This is a genomic window from Bacilli bacterium (assembly GCA_036381315.1).
Taxonomy (GTDB): Bacteria; Bacillota; Bacilli; order Paenibacillales; family KCTC-25726; genus DASVDB01.
The window spans coordinates 1-17944 of the sequence record DASVDB010000154.1 but is presented as its reverse complement, the minus strand read 5'-3'; the positions used below and the strand labels follow the sequence as shown (position 1 = coordinate 17944).

General features: G+C 54.0%; 13 protein-coding genes. 1 reads left to right on the top strand and 12 read right to left on the bottom strand.

What is annotated here, in order from left to right; translation table 11 throughout:
- Nucleotides 1-67 precede the first annotated feature (67 nt).
- The 6 genes from VF260_11495 to VF260_11470 form a co-directional block, all read right to left on the bottom strand.
- Nucleotides 68-1717: a polysaccharide biosynthesis protein gene (locus tag VF260_11495; GenBank protein ID HEX7057799.1), complete on the bottom strand. Its 1650-nt coding sequence runs from the start codon at nt 1715-1717 to the stop codon at nt 68-70.
- The gene (locus tag VF260_11490; GenBank protein ID HEX7057798.1) at nt 1714-2454 is read right to left on the bottom strand and encodes a Cof-type HAD-IIB family hydrolase; all 741 of its coding nucleotides are present in this window, start codon (nt 2452-2454) and stop codon (nt 1714-1716) included. Before VF260_11490 ends, VF260_11495 begins: the two co-directional genes overlap by 4 nt.
- Before the next feature lie 46 nt (nt 2455-2500).
- On the bottom strand, nt 2501-4381 hold the full coding sequence (asnB, locus tag VF260_11485) for an asparagine synthase (glutamine-hydrolyzing) (protein ID HEX7057797.1): 1881 nt from the start codon (nt 4379-4381) through the stop codon (nt 2501-2503).
- Nucleotides 4382-4403: 22 nt separating this feature from the next.
- A complete protein-coding gene (locus VF260_11480; GenBank protein HEX7057796.1) occupies nt 4404-6461 on the bottom strand; it encodes a penicillin-binding transpeptidase domain-containing protein in 2058 nt (685 codons plus the stop codon).
- An 88-nt stretch (nt 6462-6549) separates the two neighbouring features.
- Entirely contained in the window at nt 6550-7698 is a 1149-nt protein-coding gene (locus VF260_11475) for a transglutaminase-like domain-containing protein (protein HEX7057795.1), read from the bottom strand.
- Complete coding sequence (locus VF260_11470) at nt 7698-8111, bottom strand: hypothetical protein (protein ID HEX7057794.1); 414 nt, start codon at nt 8109-8111, stop codon at nt 7698-7700. Before VF260_11470 ends, VF260_11475 begins: the two co-directional genes overlap by 1 nt.
- Before the next feature lie 155 nt (nt 8112-8266).
- On the opposite strand from VF260_11470, the gene VF260_11465 reads away from it, so the two are divergent.
- Nucleotides 8267-9412 carry an MFS transporter gene (locus VF260_11465; GenBank protein ID HEX7057793.1) on the top strand — a complete coding sequence of 382 codons (1146 nt, stop codon included), beginning with the start codon at nt 8267-8269 and terminating at the stop codon, nt 9410-9412.
- Between the two features lie 170 nt (nt 9413-9582).
- On the opposite strand, the gene VF260_11460 is transcribed toward VF260_11465, so the two are convergent.
- The 6 genes from VF260_11460 to VF260_11435 form a co-directional block, all read right to left on the bottom strand.
- Nucleotides 9583-12324 carry a discoidin domain-containing protein gene (locus VF260_11460; protein ID HEX7057792.1) on the bottom strand — a complete coding sequence of 914 codons (2742 nt, stop codon included), beginning with the start codon at nt 12322-12324 and terminating at the stop codon, nt 9583-9585.
- A gap of 104 nt (nt 12325-12428) precedes the next feature.
- A complete protein-coding gene (locus tag VF260_11455) occupies nt 12429-13862 on the bottom strand; it encodes an extracellular solute-binding protein (protein ID HEX7057791.1) in 1434 nt (477 codons plus the stop codon).
- Nucleotides 13863-13986: 124 nt separating this feature from the next.
- On the bottom strand, nt 13987-14859 hold the full coding sequence (locus tag VF260_11450) for a carbohydrate ABC transporter permease (protein HEX7057790.1): 873 nt from the start codon (nt 14857-14859) through the stop codon (nt 13987-13989).
- Nucleotides 14859-15779: a sugar ABC transporter permease gene (locus VF260_11445; GenBank protein ID HEX7057789.1), complete on the bottom strand. Its 921-nt coding sequence runs from the start codon at nt 15777-15779 to the stop codon at nt 14859-14861. Before VF260_11445 ends, VF260_11450 begins: the two co-directional genes overlap by 1 nt.
- Before the next feature lie 94 nt (nt 15780-15873).
- Nucleotides 15874-17199 carry a response regulator gene (locus VF260_11440; protein HEX7057788.1) on the bottom strand — a complete coding sequence of 442 codons (1326 nt, stop codon included), beginning with the start codon at nt 17197-17199 and terminating at the stop codon, nt 15874-15876.
- Between the two features lie 18 nt (nt 17200-17217).
- Nucleotides 17218-17944: sensor histidine kinase (locus tag VF260_11435; GenBank protein HEX7057787.1), on the bottom strand; the 727-nt coding region annotated here is incomplete at its 5' end.

Genomic DNA, 17944 nt, shown 5'->3' with positions numbered 1-17944 from the left:
GTCGACAGCCTGTCGGCAATCTTTTTACGTATTTATAACTCTTTCCGGTTCATCTGTCAATATTCGCTTACCGCACAAAAGGAATTTTTCCGGACAATTTGCGCAGCGGTCCGGGCATGGCGGACAAATCCTCCTTCGTCAGCACGCGCAAAAGCGGCAACAGCAAGCCGTAAAGGAGCAAAAGCGCCGTGCAAAGCAGAGCCGACTGCAGCAAATAATCCAGCGCGCCGCCGAACAAATGGACAAACAGCATATTGACCCGGTCGAGCAAAATCCCTGCTACAGTCGTGAGCGCCGCGGCCGCCGCCATCCCCGGCCAACGCTTGCCGAAGATGGAGAAATCCATGATCCGGCCAAGCGAGCGCAAATTCAACGCCGTAGTAAGCAAAAACGCCGCGATCGTCGCCGTGATGATGCCGTAAATGCCAAACCAGGGAGCCAATATATAGTTGCCGGCAAGTTTCACGGCAATGCCGAGAAACACATGCGCCATCGGCGCCCGCATTTGGCCCAGGCCCATTAATATCGAACCGGAAGTCATCATCACAATTTGAAACATCGAAGCAACCGTTAACATCGCAATAATTCCGCTGCCGGCCGTATCGGCAAACAACAACCCGTTGATGGATTTGGCGCCGGTGGCTAGCATAACGACAAGCGGCAAACCGGACAAAATGGACAGGCGCAAAGCCTGCGACGTTTTCGCCCGCAATTCCGCAACATCTTTCCTGGCGAAAGCGGACGAAATGACGGGAATAACAGACTGGCTGAGCGCAATCGCCAAAATGATCGGAATCCCCGCCAGCGACTGCGCGCGGCCTCCCAGCAAGCCGAGCACGACCTTGGCCTCTCCGATACCCAAATCCGCTTTCAACAGCGGAATGGTCGTCGTCGAGTCGATCGCATTGATGAGCGGCACCATAATCGAAATCAGCGTGATCGGTATCGAGATGCGGAAAATCAACGAATAAATATTTGCAATTTTAAGCGGTTTTCCTGACTGCAATTCCGTTTCCCGGTCCGGCATTTCAACCTTTGCGGGCCGCCTATCCGCGCCGGCCGCCGCTTCAATGCCCGCCGGCTTGATTTTGCGCTTATAGGCAAGCATAACGAGAAAAGCGCCGACGGCGCCCGTCACTCCGCCGAAGGAGGCGCCGGCAACCGCCCAGCGATGCCCGAAGCCCAGGCGCAGGAGCGCATATGCCAAACCGACCGCCGTCACGACGCGCACAATCTGCTCGATCATTTGCGACATGCCGTTTGCGAGCATAAACCTGTGCCCCAGAAAGTACCCGCGCATAATGGCAATCAGCGGAAACAAGAGCAGCGCGGGGGCAAGCGCCCGGATCGCCAATGCGGCGTCGGGGTCTTGACTCATACGTTCGGCGTAAAAGGGCGCCGCCACATAAATCAGCGCGGTCATCAACACGCCCGCCGTAAGCGAAAACCAGACGGCGGCGACAAATATGCGCTGCGCTTCGGCATACTTGCCGACGGCGTTCCGTTCGGAAATCAGCTTGGACAATGCGAGCGGAACCCCGGCCGTTGCAATGGTCAGCAATATAAAGTAAACGTTATAGGCGATCGAATAGGTGGCCATGCCCGCGTCCGTCAACAGAGCCTTCAACGGAACGCGCTGGATGGCGCCCAAAAACCTGGCGACAAAAGCGGCTAGCGTCAGGATGATCGTTCCTTTAACGAGCGAATCCGCCTTCATGGTTTGAGCACCTTTTCATAAATGACGTGCGCGACGCCGTCGCGATCGTTGGTCAACGTAACAAAATCGGCGACGTCAAGCACGCTGGGCTGCGCGTTTCCCATCGCAACGCCCAGACCCGCATGGCGAATCAACGCGATGTCATTCAAGCTGTCGCCGCAAGCCACCACGTCTTGCATGGCGGCGCCCAGCAACCGGCAAACCGTTTGCATGCCGGCGGCTTTATTTACTCCCGCGGGATTAATCTCCAAATTATTGGGGTCCGAATTGGTGATTTCCAGATTCCCGATTGCCCTGACACGCGACAAAATGTGCTCCCGGACTTCGGCATCCTCCGTGTAAAAGCCGAATTTCAGCCATTCTTCCGCCTCAATCCGCTCCGCCCAACGATCTTTATTGAACAAGCCGCTTACGGCATATCCCCAATACCAGCTGGCAAATTCCACAGCTATTTGGCGCAGCCGCGCAATTTCTTCATGCCGCAACAAAAAGCGGCGGTGCAAGCGGCCCGGCGAACGCCATATTTCCCCGCCATTGACGGTAACGATCGGGGTTTGCAATTGCAAATCGTCAATATATGGCTGTGCCGTTTGGATGCCCCTGCCGGTGGCGATGACGACAGCGACGCCTGCCTTTGTAGCCTCCCGGATCGCCTGTCTGTTCGCCGGGGAAATTTGCTGCCTGGCATCAAGCAGCGTTCCATCCATATCGAGCGCAATAATTTTATAACGCGGCATGTCATTTCTCCCCTCCCTGCCCGTCACGCTTCTCCTCAAGCGTTTATCATGATATAGTCGGCGCCAAAACGGGCGTTGCCGTCCCTTCCATATAAGTCATATGCCACAGCGCAAACACGTACAAAACCCACAAATGCCGGGAAAAATCCGCCTTGCCGTCGCGGTGCAACGCAAACAAACGCCAAACTTCGGCGAGATTGAAATATTCCGTAACGCCGGATTCGCATATGACGTCCAGCAATTGCCGCCCTCGCTCGCCTTTCAGCCAGTCCCGCATCGGAACAGGAAAGCCAAGTTTCGGACGATGCAAAATAAAATCCGGGATGATGCCCTCCATCGCTTTGCGGAACACATATTTTGTCGTGCCGCCGGCAATTCGGTACGAAGCCGGAATCGACGCGGCGACTGCAAACAGTTCCTTGTCCAAAAACGGCACCCGCAATTCGAGCGAATGCGCCATGGTCATTTTATCCGCTTTCATTAAAATATCTCCCGGCAGCCACAGATGCAAATCAATATACTGCATCTGGGAAACCGGGTCAAGGTGCCGGCACTGTCGGTACAATTCCTGAACCGCCCGCCCAGCCGGAACAAGCTGTTTGCCGCGCAGGCAGGTTTGCCTTAACAATCTTTGCTTCAACATGTCGGGAAAAATGTTGGCGTTGCCGAAAAACCGTTCTTGCAACGGCGTTGTTCCGCGCAACAAATAATTTTTGCCGTAAAAATTGCCCGGAATGGCGGAAACCAGCAGATGCAAAAAACGTTTGGCGGCCAGCGGCAGCCAATTCAAAGGCTTTAGCGCAAGCGGCTCGCGGTAAATCCGGTAGCCGCCGAACAGTTCGTCCGCGCCTTCCCCGGACAGCACCACCGTCACATGCTCTTTCGCCAAACGGGCAACATGGTACAGCGCAATCGCCGCCGGGTCGGCAACCGGTTCATCTTGCAGCCAAACCGCTTTCGGCACGGAGGCAAAATAGTCCGCCGCGGTAATGACATTCACGTAGTGTTCTGTGCCGAGCGCCCTTGCGGTTTCCTTGGCCACCACCGTCTCGTTGTTCGGGCCGGCAAAGCCCACGGAAAAAGTCTTGATCGGCTCCATTTGCCGCATCATCGCGGCAATCGCCGTCGAGTCGACGCCGCTTGACAAAAAGCAGCCGCGGCGGACGTCGCTCACCAGATGGTGTTTAACCGAATCTTGCAAACTCGCGCGAATTTGTTCCACGGCGTCATGAAAGGATTGGCGTTTCGGCGCAAAAACCGGGTTCCAATACCGGGAAAGAGAAACGCGGCCTTCTTCCGTCGCGATCAGCGTATGGGCCGGCGGCAATTTTTTGATGCCCGCGAACATGGTCCGCGGATCCGGCACGTACTGGAATGTCATATAATGATACAAACTTTGCCAATCGACTTTGCGCTCCATTTCCCCGCTTGCCAATATGCTTTTGATTTCCGAGGCGAACAGAAACCCGTTATTGCCGCTCGCATAGTAAAACGGTTTGATGCCGAAATGATCCCGCGCGGCAAACAACAACCGCTTGCCGCAATCCCATATGGCGAAGGCGAACATGCCGCGAAACCGTTTCACGCAATCGGTTCCAAACTCCTCGTAGCTGTGCAGCACCACTTCCGAATCGCATTGCGTTTTGAACCGGTGTCCTTTTTCCGTCAAGGCGCGGCGCAGCTCGGGAAAATTGTAAATTTCGCCGTTAAATACGAGCCAGAGCGTGGAATCTTCATTGGTCATCGGCTGCTGCCCGCCGGCGAGATCGATAATGGACAACCGGCGAAATCCCAGACCGACGCCGGATTCGCGAAAAAAGCCGGAGTCATCCGGCCCCCGGTGCGCGATCGCATCGGTCATCCGTTTCAATTGTTCGCTTGAAGGCTCGCTTTTGTCGTACGTTACGATGCCCGCTATTCCACACATTGCCAAATGGGTCCTTTCCCGCTTACCGCGCGGCTAAGGTCTCGTTTTGCGCCTCTTCCTTCGCGTCGGAGAGGCCGATATACTTGTCGTAGGCGTCAAAAATTTTCCGGGCTACCGGAGCCGCGCTCCAGGCCCCGTACCCGCCCTCGGGGATGACAACCGCGACCGCCAATTTGGGATTTTCCGCGGGCGCATAGCCGATGAACACCCCGTTTTCCGGCTTGGAGCCGGCAATATCGGATTGCGATGTGCCTGTTTTGCGCATAAAACTGTATTTAAAGCCGTCAAACCCGGTTACAAACACTTTGGACATGCCTTCCTCAATGACTTGCCAATACTCTTCCGGAAATTCGGTTTGATTCAGCACGGTCGGCACATCCGTCGTTTCCAGCGTATGATTTTCATAGTCTGTGATTTTATCGACGAATACCGGCTTGATTCGTTTGCCGTGATTGGCGAGCGCCACCGCATATTGCGCAAGCTGCAGCGTCGTATAGCGCGCTTCCTGGCCGAACGAGCCCAAAATAAGCGGGGATTGCGCGCCGTAGCGCTCGGCGTCTATCTTGTAAAAAGGATCGCCGGGGCTTTCGCCGGGCAAACCGCTCCCGGTCGTGACCCCCAATCCGAATTCTTTCATGTAATGGTCCCACAACGCGATCGGGTCGTCGATCCGGGTGCTCATGTACAAGCGGTTGCCGATCATTTCGGACATAAACGTATTGGACGATTTTTCAATCGCTTTGGCCGCGTTGATCAAGCCGTTGCGTTCGAACAAGGCGTTGCACACGCGCGCGTCTTTATTTTTCCCGAAGTAGAAGCAGCCTTTGTCGTTGTATTTTTCGTCCGGGGTAATCAGGCCTTCGTTCAAACCGATCAAAACCGTGAGCGGCTTCATGGTCGAACCGGGCGGCACCAGCGAAGACGGGTGCTTCCAATATTCATCGTCGGGAAGCGGGGCGTAACGCTCGCGGATTGTGCCGTTGGTAATCTTCTTCTTGATCTGGTTGTATACCGGGGTGCTTACTCCGCCGCGCCAAACGTTCGGATCGTAGTCCGGCATGCTCGCCATCGCCACAACTTTGCCTGTCTTCACTTCCATCGCCACCGCGTAACCGGCGACCGCATTATGGCCCATATACGGGGTTCCCATTTTGCGCGCTTCATCGCTTTTCATGAAAGCCAACTGATCGGTAATGGCCTTTTGGGCGGCCAGTTGCACATCTTTTTGGATCGTCAAATATAAATTATTGCCTTTTACCGGCGGCTCAACCGTCGCATCGCCGATAATTTTGGACAAAGCGTTGGTCGGGTAGGTTTTCAACCCGTTTTTCCCCCGCAGTTCATCCTGATACATAAACTCGATGCCGTCCATGCCGACATATTCGTCGTTCAGGTATTGCGCTTCCGTATCTTTATTCCGGTAAAAATCAAGATACCCTGCCGGAGCGGTCTTGGCCGCGGAATAAGGGCTGAGATAGCCGACCAGCTGCACGGCGATTCTCCGCTCGTCGTAGGCGCGAACGCTTTCCTCCACAATTTCCAGGCCGGGAAATTCCTCCTTGTGCTCCAGCAAATACGCAATTTCTTTTTCCGACAAATTTTCTTTGATCCGCCGCGGCGACGAGTAATAATCGCGAATTTTTATTTCCGCGCCGTCCAGATTGTACCCGACATCCATCCGTTTCAATATTTCTTCCGGCGTGAGCGTCTCCGCCTGCGGAGATTTCCGCGCATTGAGCGCGGCGGACAGCCGCTTGGCCAAATCGATGAACTCGTCCTTGCTTCGATTCGGTTCAAATCGGTAAAACAACGATTGCACGGAAGTGGTGTAGGCAATCGGGTAGCCGTCCCGGTCATAAATGCGCCCGCGAATCGGAGCGATCGGAATCGATGCCGAATAAGTGCTGTCTTCCAGCTTTTTCATGGACGCGCCCTCGACAAATTGCAAAAACGCAAGGCGGACGATCAAAACGGAAAACAACAGGAAAATGACGAAAAAGAAAATATTCAGGCGGAAGGCAAAATGTCTTTTTTTCACCACCTCCTGCTGCGCTTGGTCAAATTGTTGCCCATGCGTCATCCTGACAGCCCCTGCCTCTCCAAACAAGATCTATATCGCCAGTTTAGCATAGATATAGCCTGCACTGCATCTTCAGCGCGCTGGAAGTTCAAGCCTCTCTCACGTGGGTTGCGGCAAAGTTCGGCGGATCAAACCAGTTTCCGCCGCTGTTCGCCCAGGTCGTGTCGAGCGGAACCCAGCGGGAAGCAAGCAATACCTCGTTCCACGCATGCGGGCCGGACCCGCCGTTGCCGTCATGGCCGATTCCGGTTACAACCCTTGCCTTAAGCCCCACCGCGCGCGCCATGACCGCATAAAGCCGGGAATAATCGATACATACCCCTTTACGCGTCTTGAACGTTTCCTCCGGCGTCTGCTCGCGCCATTCATGATATTCTTCATACAGCCGCACTTTTTCATCGTCATACCGGATTCGGGTGCCGACCCATTCGTAAAGCGCTCTGGCCTTGGCTTCATCCGTTTTTTTGCCGGCCACGATTTTCTTTGCCGCCAAAGCGACGTCATCCGGTATCTCGCGGTCGATCACTTCGTAGCGGCGCGCAAGGATGCCGCGGTATTCTTTTTCCAGCGCCTGCGTAAATTGCGGCAGCCGGCGTTTGACGAAATCTCCGGCCAGCGGCATGACGACTTCTTCCGTCACCAGCCGGTAGTAATAGGAGTTTTCCGCATATTTGATTAGCGGCTGGCCCGGGGCAAGCGCCGCCAAAACAAAAATAACGGCAACAATCATGACAGCGCGCACAACGCCCAAACAAAAGCCGATTCCCGCTCCGACGATTCCGCTTGCGGGCGAAAACGCGCCCCCGCGCGACTGACGCGCGCCAAACGGAAAAAGGATGTCGCTGATCCAAAACCATAACCATTGCGCAACCCATTTGACAAAAGGAAAAATGCACAAAAATAGGAGCAGAAAGCGGAACAACGAATAATCCCTAATTGCCGCAAGCGCGAGTTCAACGGATTGCCATACTCGCGTGGAAACCCAGTCGGGCTGCGCGGGAAACCACCCTTTCAGCCAGGAGCCGATCAGCGGCGAAAGAGGGCGCGATATCATCCACGCAACCGCCGCCGCGGCGACCGTAACCGCCCCGTCCCCGATGACCGCGGCCAGCCTTTTCGCCGAGCCGGACGCGCCTCTTGCCGCTCCCGCCAAAGTGGAAAACGCCACCGTTGCGAGCAAAAACAAACTAAGCACATTCCCGGCGTCCAACAGCTTGCTTGTCAGCCCCAAGTCCATCACTTCTTCCGCGCCTGCTCAATAAATTGCCGCCAAACATCGTCTTTTTTCAATTTAAAGGAATGGCCGCCGACCGTAACGGTTAACCAATCGGAATTTTGCGCGCCGGTCAATCGGGCATGAGGCGTGGCAATGTCGAACGTTCCGTCGGCATGTTGCGTAAATTTCGCCTGTTCCGCTTCCCCAAGCAGCGCTTTTACCGCTTCTTCCCTGGTCGCGTTTACGATCTTTTGGCCCACATCCTTTATTTCACCGCCGTATTGCGTCCCGTAAATCAGCACGCCGGCAATTAAAACAAGGACAATCACCCATTTGATCACCGCCTTGACCAGCTTGATGACCAAAAAAAGAATCACCACAGCAGCCGCCACGACGTACCAACGCTCGGTGAGAAACGCGAAAAATGGCTCCATCAATCTCTCCCTTTCGCTCAACCGTTATTTATTCATTATACATGAATTCAGCCGCCACGAATATCTGTCCGGGTACGGGCGTACAAGTAAGGAATAACGACAGTTTCCCGTCTGGTTGTATGCGTTAGACCATTCCTATGAAAGAGGTGGCGCAAATGAAAACGGCCGTTTGGCTGTATCTCTTCATGTTTGTGGCAATATTCGATTTGCATGCGCAATACCCGATCCTTTCCCCGTTCGCTCTTTCGCTTGGCGCGGCGCCCTCCTTTATCGGGCTGATCATGGGCGTTTATTCCCTGACCCATCTTCCCGGCAATCTCTTGGCCGGTTACGGCGTCGACAAATACGGCAGCCGCTTTTTTATTTTCTCCAGTCTTGTCGGAGCGGGTGTCATCCTGCTTTACCAGGCAAAATTAACCGATCCTTACCAGCTGTTGCTCGCCCGTTCGCTCAGCGGGTTTGTGCTCGCTTTCCTTTCTCCCGCTTGCCTGGCCTTGCTGGCCAAATTGGCCGAGACCCGTTACCAGCAAGGAAAGTTGATGGCCGGAAACGGGATGGTGCATACGCTGGCGGCAATCGTATCGCCGGCTGCAGGCGCTCTGCTGGTGGCAAAAATCGGCTTCGCTGCGGCTTTTGCCGTGCTTGGCTGGGGATTGATCGCAACCGGCGTGTTCGCTCTCTTTGCCATACGGGATATACCATATTCCATAGCGGCAAAAAAGTTGGCCCGCGACCTCGCCGGGCAAAGGGAACATTCCGGCATGCAAGTGCCTTTGGCGATCTACGGCATTCCGTTTGCGCTTTCCTGCTCCCAGGGAATTTTATTTTTTGAACTGCCGCTTACGGAAGCTTCACGCGCTTCCATCATCAACTCCGGCATCCTGTTTTCCTATGTCAGCTTTGGCGCGCTGCTCACGTTAAGCTTATTGTTTTTGAACCGGCTGTCTTCCTTTTTGCGCACGGCGGCGGGGAGTTTGTTCATGGGGCTTGTTTTTTTCGTGATGGCGGCCAAATTACCGGTTCCGCTTCCCGCATCGCTGCTTGCGATCGGCATGGCTCACGGCATCATCCTGCCCGCGCTCTCCACGCTGTTGGCCGGTGAAAGCGCGGCTTCCCGGTACGGACGGGTGTTTTCGTTATTGTCGATTTCGTTTTCCCTTGGGGCGTTTGTGGGGCCGCTTTTGGCGGGACAAATCCGCAACGCCGTTTCCCCGTACTATGCCGCATTCCTGATCGTCATGCTGGCGCTAATCGTCATGCCGCTGCCGCTTGCGCCCAAATCGCAGCTGGTGAACAAATGAGAAAAAAATAAAGCGCATTTTTGCGCTTCACATGCAACATGGCGAACAACTCACTTTCGGAACCCAGACGCCTGCAGTTTTCACGACGAGGTCGAGAATCCGTAGCAGACCGCAAAATTTTTGGCATACCGCGTCATCCGGCGTCTGAGTTCCGCGTGCATTGCTGTTTCCTATTGTCCGTATACTTCCAGTTCGGAGATTTGCGCCGCCGGCCAGCCGGTGTTATCCGCGATTGTCAACCGCAAATAGCGGGTCTTGGCCCCATCGAGCGGAATGCTGACCGTATTGGCCGCTTTCGGGTCGAAGGTGTAAGCCTGCGAAGGCAGCAGCACGGCAAACGACTGGCCGTCTTCGCTGCCGAGCACTTCGATTTTTTGGTCGCGGGCTTCCCAGGCATCGAGCGGCGGCAGCTTCAGCACCAATTCGTCCACTTCCCGCACCTGCCCGAGATCAAGCGTCAGCGACTGCGGAAACCGTTTGGGCATGCTCTCCCAGTAAGTGTAAGGATCGCCGTCCACCGCCTGTTTGGCGGGAAACTCCTTCGCCGTGTCGGTTGTCGATTCGACGGGTTGTTCCAGGGCCAGATTGATTTTGGCCGCCGCCTTATGGAAAGGAACGTCGGTCACTTCGCTCAAAGTTGCCGCGGCGGACAGTTGGACATACGCAACCCGCTGGTCAAAGATCGTCCCGATATAATCAAATGTTACGTTTTCGCCATCCTCCGTCACCGGCAGATCGGCTATTTTCGTTCCGTCCGCCGTGTAAGCGGCCGCATGCACATGCGCCCAGTCGGCTCCTTTCCGGATGGAAAGCGTCGTGTCCGCGCCGAAAGGCTGGAACACGCGAATGTCTTTGTCGCCGCGAACGATGACAAGATCGTGTTCGCCCGGATCGAGATCGAAACCGTTGAAACGGGTGTACGAACCGGCCCTGACAAGCGAATCGTCCGAGACGACGTCAAAACCTCCGGGCGCAAGCGTGACGAGCGAATCGAGCGGATACGGATTGCGATCGTCCCAATTGGCGATCACCGCATACGTGTCGAATTCGGTTTTCGTCACGGCCGGGGAAACGGATGTAAAGCTTTTAACCCGCTCATCCACATAATTGGCCAGCACATATCGCTGAAATACGCCGATCACATCCAGCCACGGATTGTTGGCGCCGTTGTACAAATCGCCGCTTAAGTTGTACCCCATGGCCAGGTTCCAGCGCAGCATTTCCTGATCGTCGGTCATCGTTTCCGCCGCCAAATCGTGCTGGAACAGCATCACTTTATCCCGTTCCAGCATACCGATCATCGGATAATAGTCGGAATACGCGGCCGTTTTCGGACGATATCCCAACCGGTCCCACAACAGGTTGGTGCCCATGAAACCAAGCGCGTCTTGGCCCAATACGTCAATGCCGTCTTCCGTGTACAAATGCGCCTGAACCGAAGCGAAATAGTCGCGGACGCCTTGAAAATAAGCGGTCGACGGATCATCGCTCGCGGATTCGTTATACAGGAACGGAACGTCGCGAATCCCCCATTGGTCCTCGAACACGCCGTCGAATCCGGCTTCCGCAAACAGCTTGCGATGTTCTTCGGCAATGCGCTCGAGCACAAACGGATGATTGGGATTCATCACATAGCCGCTGTGCGGGCCGTAGTCTTCCTTGATCAAGGTTCCGTTTTCCTGTTGCACTACGATATCTTCCAGCCGAATCCCGGACGGGAGCGAATTCAGCGTCGGGGAATGCACGCCCCACCAGGAAAAATTGGTGTAGGGAACCACCCGATGCCCTTGGGCATGCGCGTCCCGGACAAATTCCCGAAAATCTTCCGGACTTCCCCATTTCGGATCGGGCGGGATGAAATCGGGGTAGTTTTCATCATGCCCGCCTTGCTGAAACCCAACCAGATGCAAAATCCCGCTGTAATTCAGGCGATCCGCGTAATCGGTCCGCAATGCCTGCCAATCGGCGTCCTTGAGCGCGGAAATATCCATTTTGTAAAAAGGCAGCTGAAAAACGGTCCGCTCATCGTCCCCCAGCTTTTCATCCAGCGAGGGGTAAGCGGAAATGCCGGCAAGCGTCCTAAAGCTTTCGATCGAATCGGGATAATCTTTGCCGATCTGCAGCATAATCCGCGGACTACGCCATTCGGCATCCGGTTTGATGAACGTCTTATAGTCGTGCACAATGCCCGTCACGCCGGCATCGTCCACCTGATTTTTAAAACCGAGCGACATCGTGGCGGCCTCGTGTTCAGACACATCATAGACGGCCAGGTTGCCGTTGTTCGTTCTGAGCGCCACGTACGGGGCGAACATCACCCCGGGATACTGTCCGTCATAGGAATTGTTTTCCCGGAAAAACTCAGCGCGCAGTTTGACGCCTGGCAGCATCGGCAGCAAGCCGTCCTTGACCTGGTCGGACGCTACCTTCAACTCGTATGGGAGCCTGAACGAGCGGATCGTGCCGGCTGTTTTGTTCTTTACAACCGCGCTCAGGGCGATCCGGCTGTCGGCGGAAAATGCCGCCGTCACATCAACCTGCAATTTTCCCCCATAATGCAGGAGCAACCGTCCCTTGCCGGCATCCCACTCATAGGAAAAGCTGTCGGCTTGCGAACTGTTGAACGAAGAGTTGTCGTCCATAAACGCCCACCACAAGTTGCCGCCGCGGTTGCCGACCGAAAGTTTGCCCGACGCCTGCTTATCCTGCAAATAGGCAACGCCTCCATGGTCGTCGTAAAATGCCGCCTCATAATGCGAATTGCCGATTATAAGCAGGCCGTCCGCATGCTCAAACGTGACGTCCGACCCGCGCATGAATGCCGCGGCGATCCATATTCCCGCAATCAGCATAAGCAGGACGGCCGCCCCGAGGGCCCAATACCACCTGCCGTTGCGCAACATTCCATCCATCCCGTTCCCCCGCCAATCAAATGATAATGAGTTGTTTCCGAAACGCGTTATGTAAGCAAAAACCGTTAGGAACGATGCCCTAACGGTTTACGCTATGCGATTGTTTACTGTACTTTGATCGGATCGTAGAATTTCTCCTGCACCAGTTTGGCCGCCGCGTCCAGCTGCGCTTTCAGGTCGACGTCTTTCTTGGAGAAAACTTCCTGAATGACATTGGTCATCGTCGCGTAATAGTCCTGCGTATTGAACTGCGCTTCCGGCTTGCCGTCGAGCAGACCCATAATGGCGGGATCGTATTGATAGACATTGTCGTATTTCGCGTAAAGGTCTCTCACTTTTTGTCCGTAAGGAGAATCATCCTTGTAGTACTGAATGGTCGGCGGAACGAAATATTTGTTGTCTTTCTTGCGCGCCTGAATGTTCTCTTCGAGAGATTGCAGCCCTTTATCCGAGAAATAGTCGAACGTCGCGTAACGGAACGCCATTTCCTGCTCTTCTTTGGTGGCGTTCGGATTGATGACAAGGAAATCGCCGCCGAGCACGCCGGTATGTTTGCCGCCTTTTTCCGCCGCCGGCATCGGATAAACGAGCACATCCTCCGGCTTCAGACCGCCCTGATTCAACGCCTGGTCAACCGGACCGTCCGGACCCGCGATTACCATGGCCGTCCTGCCTTGCGCGAAGGCGCCGACCGCGTCGCCCCAACCGAGCGCCCAGTCTTGCGGAATCGCCTGGGCTTCCCAACGCAGTCTGTGGTAGAAGTCAAGCGCTTTGACGCCCGCATCCGAATTGAAAATCGCTACCACTTTGCCGCCTTCGACCTTCTGGATTTCCCCGCCCGCTTCAAAGAGGAAATTCGTCCAGTTCCAGCCGGCTTCGTTGCCTTTGCCCATCGGCGCTATTCCGGAAATGCCCTTCGCCGGATCGGCTACCGCTTTCGCCGTATTCAGCACATCTTCCCAGGTCCAATCATACGGCGGCACCGGAACCCCTTTTTCTTCGAGCATCTTTTTGTTGACCACTGTTCCGGTCACGTAACCTTGCTGCGCGATTCCGTATACTTTGCCGTCAATGATAAACTGGTTTTGCAGAATCGGGTTCATGTCGTCTTTATGTTCGTAGCTGTTGAACAAATCGGTGATGTCGGCGGCCCAGCCTTTTTCCGCCAAAAACTTGCCTTCGGTCGCATATGTGTTGAACAGGGTCGGAGCTTCGTTCGCTCCCATTTTGATCCCGATTTCGTTCGGGTTGTACTGCCAGTCGCTCTTAATAATCTCCACGTTCGGATATTTTTCCTGGAAACGTCTGATTTTGTCGTCCTCCAGAGCGCGTCTCTCCGGTTGGTCGGGTGTCGGATAGTAGATGCTGATTGTAATTTTCTTGTTGCTTGCGTCATCCGCTTTTTCTTGCGCCTGACCTTCCGGCTGCGCCGTGCTCTGGCTGGTGTTGTCCGCCGCTTCTTTTTGCGAGCCGCCGCAGCCGGCCAACGCCAAACCAAACACCATCAGACAAACAAAAATGATAGCAATCTTCCTCATGCGTACTCCCCTTCTCAATATGGTTTGGATTACACTTCTAATCATAATGGAGTCCGTTCGCCCGTACGATGTGTATTCCTACTTCGATTGTGTGCAGCTTTACGATTTGGCTTTGCGCACGCCGTCACCCCTTGACGCTGCCCAAATGGAGGCCGCGGATGATGAATTTCTGAAAGAGCAGAAAAACCGCAATCGGCGGAACCATCACCATCGACAAAATCGCGAAGCGGATGTTCAAGTCCAGCCGGCGCGCCTGAATGACGTATTTGTAAATGGCCGTCGCCAACGGATATTTATCGTCGCTGTGCATGATGAGCGAGGGCCAGAACCAGTCGTTCCACGCCGTCGAAAACACGAAGATCGCCAATGTGGCAAAAATCGGCACCGACAGCGGCAAGGCGATTTGCCAAAAGCATTTCAATTCGGACGCGCCGTCAATCCTGGCGGATTCGAACAGTTCCATATTGATGCTGTCAAAAAAACTTTTCAGCAGAAGCAGGAAGAAGGCGTTGGCTCCCGCGGGCAGCCATAAAGCGGCGAACGAGTTCATCAGCCCCAGATCGTTGAGATTGACGAAGTTCGGAATGATATAGGTTGTGGGCGGGATAAACAGCGTCGTCAGAAAGAAAAAATGAATCGCCCGGCGATAAGGCACATTTAGCCGCGACAAACTGAAGGAAGCCAGACCCAGAACGAGAACGGTCACCACCATGTCTCCCGCAAAAATATACAGGGTATTTCGCAAAAACAGGACCAAATCGATGTAATGCCAACCTTGGCCGAAATTGTCCGGATGCCACTCGACCGGAATCAGGTGCGGCGGAAACGAGTTCACCTCCACCCTGCCCTTGAAACCGTTCAAAAACGTGGAGAGGATCGGATAAACCATCGTGCACACCATGACCGTGATGACCAGAATCATCAGCGCATAGACGAGCTTGTTGACCGGTTTGCGCAAATCATGCGCGGATAAAATGCCCCGTTCGACGTTCTTCATCAATCGGTCTCCTTTCTTCCGGACAGCCGGTATTGCGCAATCGCCAATCCGCTTAACACGAGGAACATCAGACAGCCGAGCACCGACGCCGAGCCGTAATCCAGTCTGCTGAAGGCATATTTCACAATCAGCAGGGCATATGTCAGGGTTGCCTTGTTTGGGCCGCCGTCCAGCATGGCGTACTGCGACAAGTATCCCTGCGAGGTCGCAATCAATTGCAAAATGAACAGAAGCGCAATCAGATTGCGCATCGAAGGCAGCGTAATGTAGCGAATCCGCTGCCACACGCCCGCTCCGTCGATTTCCGCCGCTTCATACCAATCGCGCGGGATGCTTAATATCCCGGCCAAATATATCAGCATGGCCGACCCGAATTGCTGCCACGTCTCCATGATGACGAGCGAAATCATCGACCACTTCGTATCCGTCATAAAGTTGATTTGATTCAATCCGATGTTCATCAAAAACGCGTTGATCGGCCCGATCGGGTCGTACAGCCATCGCCACAAGCCGTATAGAACGACGGCGGGCACCACATATGGCAAATAGGCGGCAACCCGGACGAATCCCTGGAACCGCCTGAGCTCGGAAATCGCGATGGCGAACACGATCGGCACCCAAAAACCAATGATCACACACAGCAACATATAGTACAGCGTGTTGCGCACGGCGATCCACACGTCCAGATCGTGCAGAACCGTTCTGTAATTGGCCAAACCGACAAATTCATTGCCTTTGACAAAATCCACATGGTAAAAGCTGTAGATCAGCCCTTTGACGATTGGCGTCCATAAAAACAAAATAAAAATTACGGCCGCCGGCAGAATAAACATGTAGCCCCAAAAGTGCTTTTTCCATCTGCCGGCCGACCGCCTGGGTCCTGTGTCCAGCGCGCGGACTGGAACAGTGGTTTGGTTCATCGGGTCTCCCTCATTCCTTTTTATCGTTATGGTTCATTATAAAAAGGGGAGAAAAACCTGACCATGTGCAGAATTATGCGAATTATGGGCGTTTTTACTTCTTCATGTCGCTCGGGCTTACGCCGAAATATTTTTTGAATATTTTGCTGAAATGCTCCGGTGATTCGTAGCCGACTTTTTCCGCGATTTCATACCGTCTCAGGTCCGTGTTCATCAGCAGCCGCTTGCTTTCTTCCATCCGCTGCTTGATGACGTATTCCCACACATTGTAACCGGTGTATTTTTTGAACAAGTAACTCAGGTAATTCGGGCTTACATGCTTTTTTTGCGCCACTTCCTGCAACGTCAGCCCTTTTTGCATATAGTTGCGGTCGATGTATTCCTTCGCCTCCCGCACGATCGTGTTGTTTTGGGCGGACAGTTCCTCGGAAGTGGGATCATCGGCATACAAGCGCAAGTTGAAATCGCCATAGTAAAACACGTTATGATCGTTATGTTCCCGGTTCCAATCGATCGCTTTGCGGGCCTGCTCATTCAAAACGCCCAGAAATTCGCGCCCCTTTAGGATTTGACTGATTCCCACCACGCAGGAAACCCCGAGGTAGCGACTGATGTTGTGGTGAACGCTGCGGCCGATCATGTCGAGATGATTGATTTTGCTGCCGCCTTGTTCCTGGAAATTGTTTTCGTTCCATTGGATGATGATGCTGATTTCCCGATCCGCGGAATAAAAAGCGCAATGGCTCCATTCTTTTTCCAATAGCTCGTTGATAATATTCAAAGAAGCGTACCGCAAAAGGGCGCGGTCCCGATCGGTGAGTTCGTGGCCCTCCGAATCGCGCGCAAGATCCAGCCTTACTTTGATAACGGAAAAATATGGGCCCGACAAATCAATCTGATAACGCTCCTTTAAGAGGGCGAAGTCCGCGAAATTCGCCGGATCGTTCATCAGCCTGCGCAACACTTCCATGATCGCGGGCGGCGGCTCGTCCATGTGAAAATCCTGGCGCAGCTTCGCCAGCAATTGTTCCTGATCCAAATGGTTTTTTTCCATTTTAAGCAGCACGTTTCGCACGGAATCGAGAAATTGGTCGCCTTGTATCGGCTTGATGATATAGTCCTTTGCGCCCAAACGAATGGCCAGTTGCGCATACTGAAACGTCTCATGGGCCGAAATGATAATCGTTTGCACCCACGGCTTGATGATTTTCGCCTGGTGCATCAATTCGATCCCGCTCATTACGCCCATCTGGATATCCGTCACAAGCAGATCGATATCTTCCATCCGCAAATAATCGAGCGCTTCGTGCCCGCTATAGGCGGTAAATACGTTTTCGATATCGAGTCCCGCGGACGAAAGAAGATTGCTCAATCCTTTGCAGATCAACGGTTCGTCATCCACGATCAAAATATTGTACACCGTTTGTCTCCTCCTCTTTTACCCGGCATAGGATGGCGGCTCTTCCCGGCATTCGGGCAAAGTGATTGTTACCACGGTGCCGCCCTGCTCTCGCGGAGCGAAGCGCAGTCCGTATTCGGCGCCAAAATGCAGCCGAATGCGTTCATGGACGTTTCGCAGCCCGTAGCCGAGCGGGGGAGCGGCGTTTTCCCCGTTCAGCATCTGATCGATTGCCGCGTAATCAACCGCTTTATACCCGTTGTCTTCGACGCGTATGATCACCTTATGATCCGCCGCCTCGGCGGATACGACAATTTCTCCATCCTCTCCCATGTTGCGCACACCGTGGACAATGGCGTTTTCTATCAAGGGCTGCAGCGTAATTTTGGGAATGAGGTTGTCCAGCGTGTCGCTTTCAATGCGAAAATGGATGCGAAAACCGGATTCATACCTTTTTTGCTGCAGCCGGGCATAAGCCGAAGCATGTTCCATTTCCTCCCGCAGGGTGATCAATTCTCTCCCGCGGCTTAATCCGATCCGCATCAACTTGGCCAATTCCTTGATCATCTCGGCCGCTTCCGAATGCCCTTCCAGCGAGCTTTTCCAATAGATGCTCTCCAATGTGTTGTAAAGCAGGTGCGGATTGATCTGTTGGTACAATATCCGCAATTGCGCTTCTTTTTGTTTGATTTCCATCGTGTACCGGTACTGAATCAAGTGGTTCAGACGATTGGCCATATCATAAACGGAATAAATCAGCACGCCG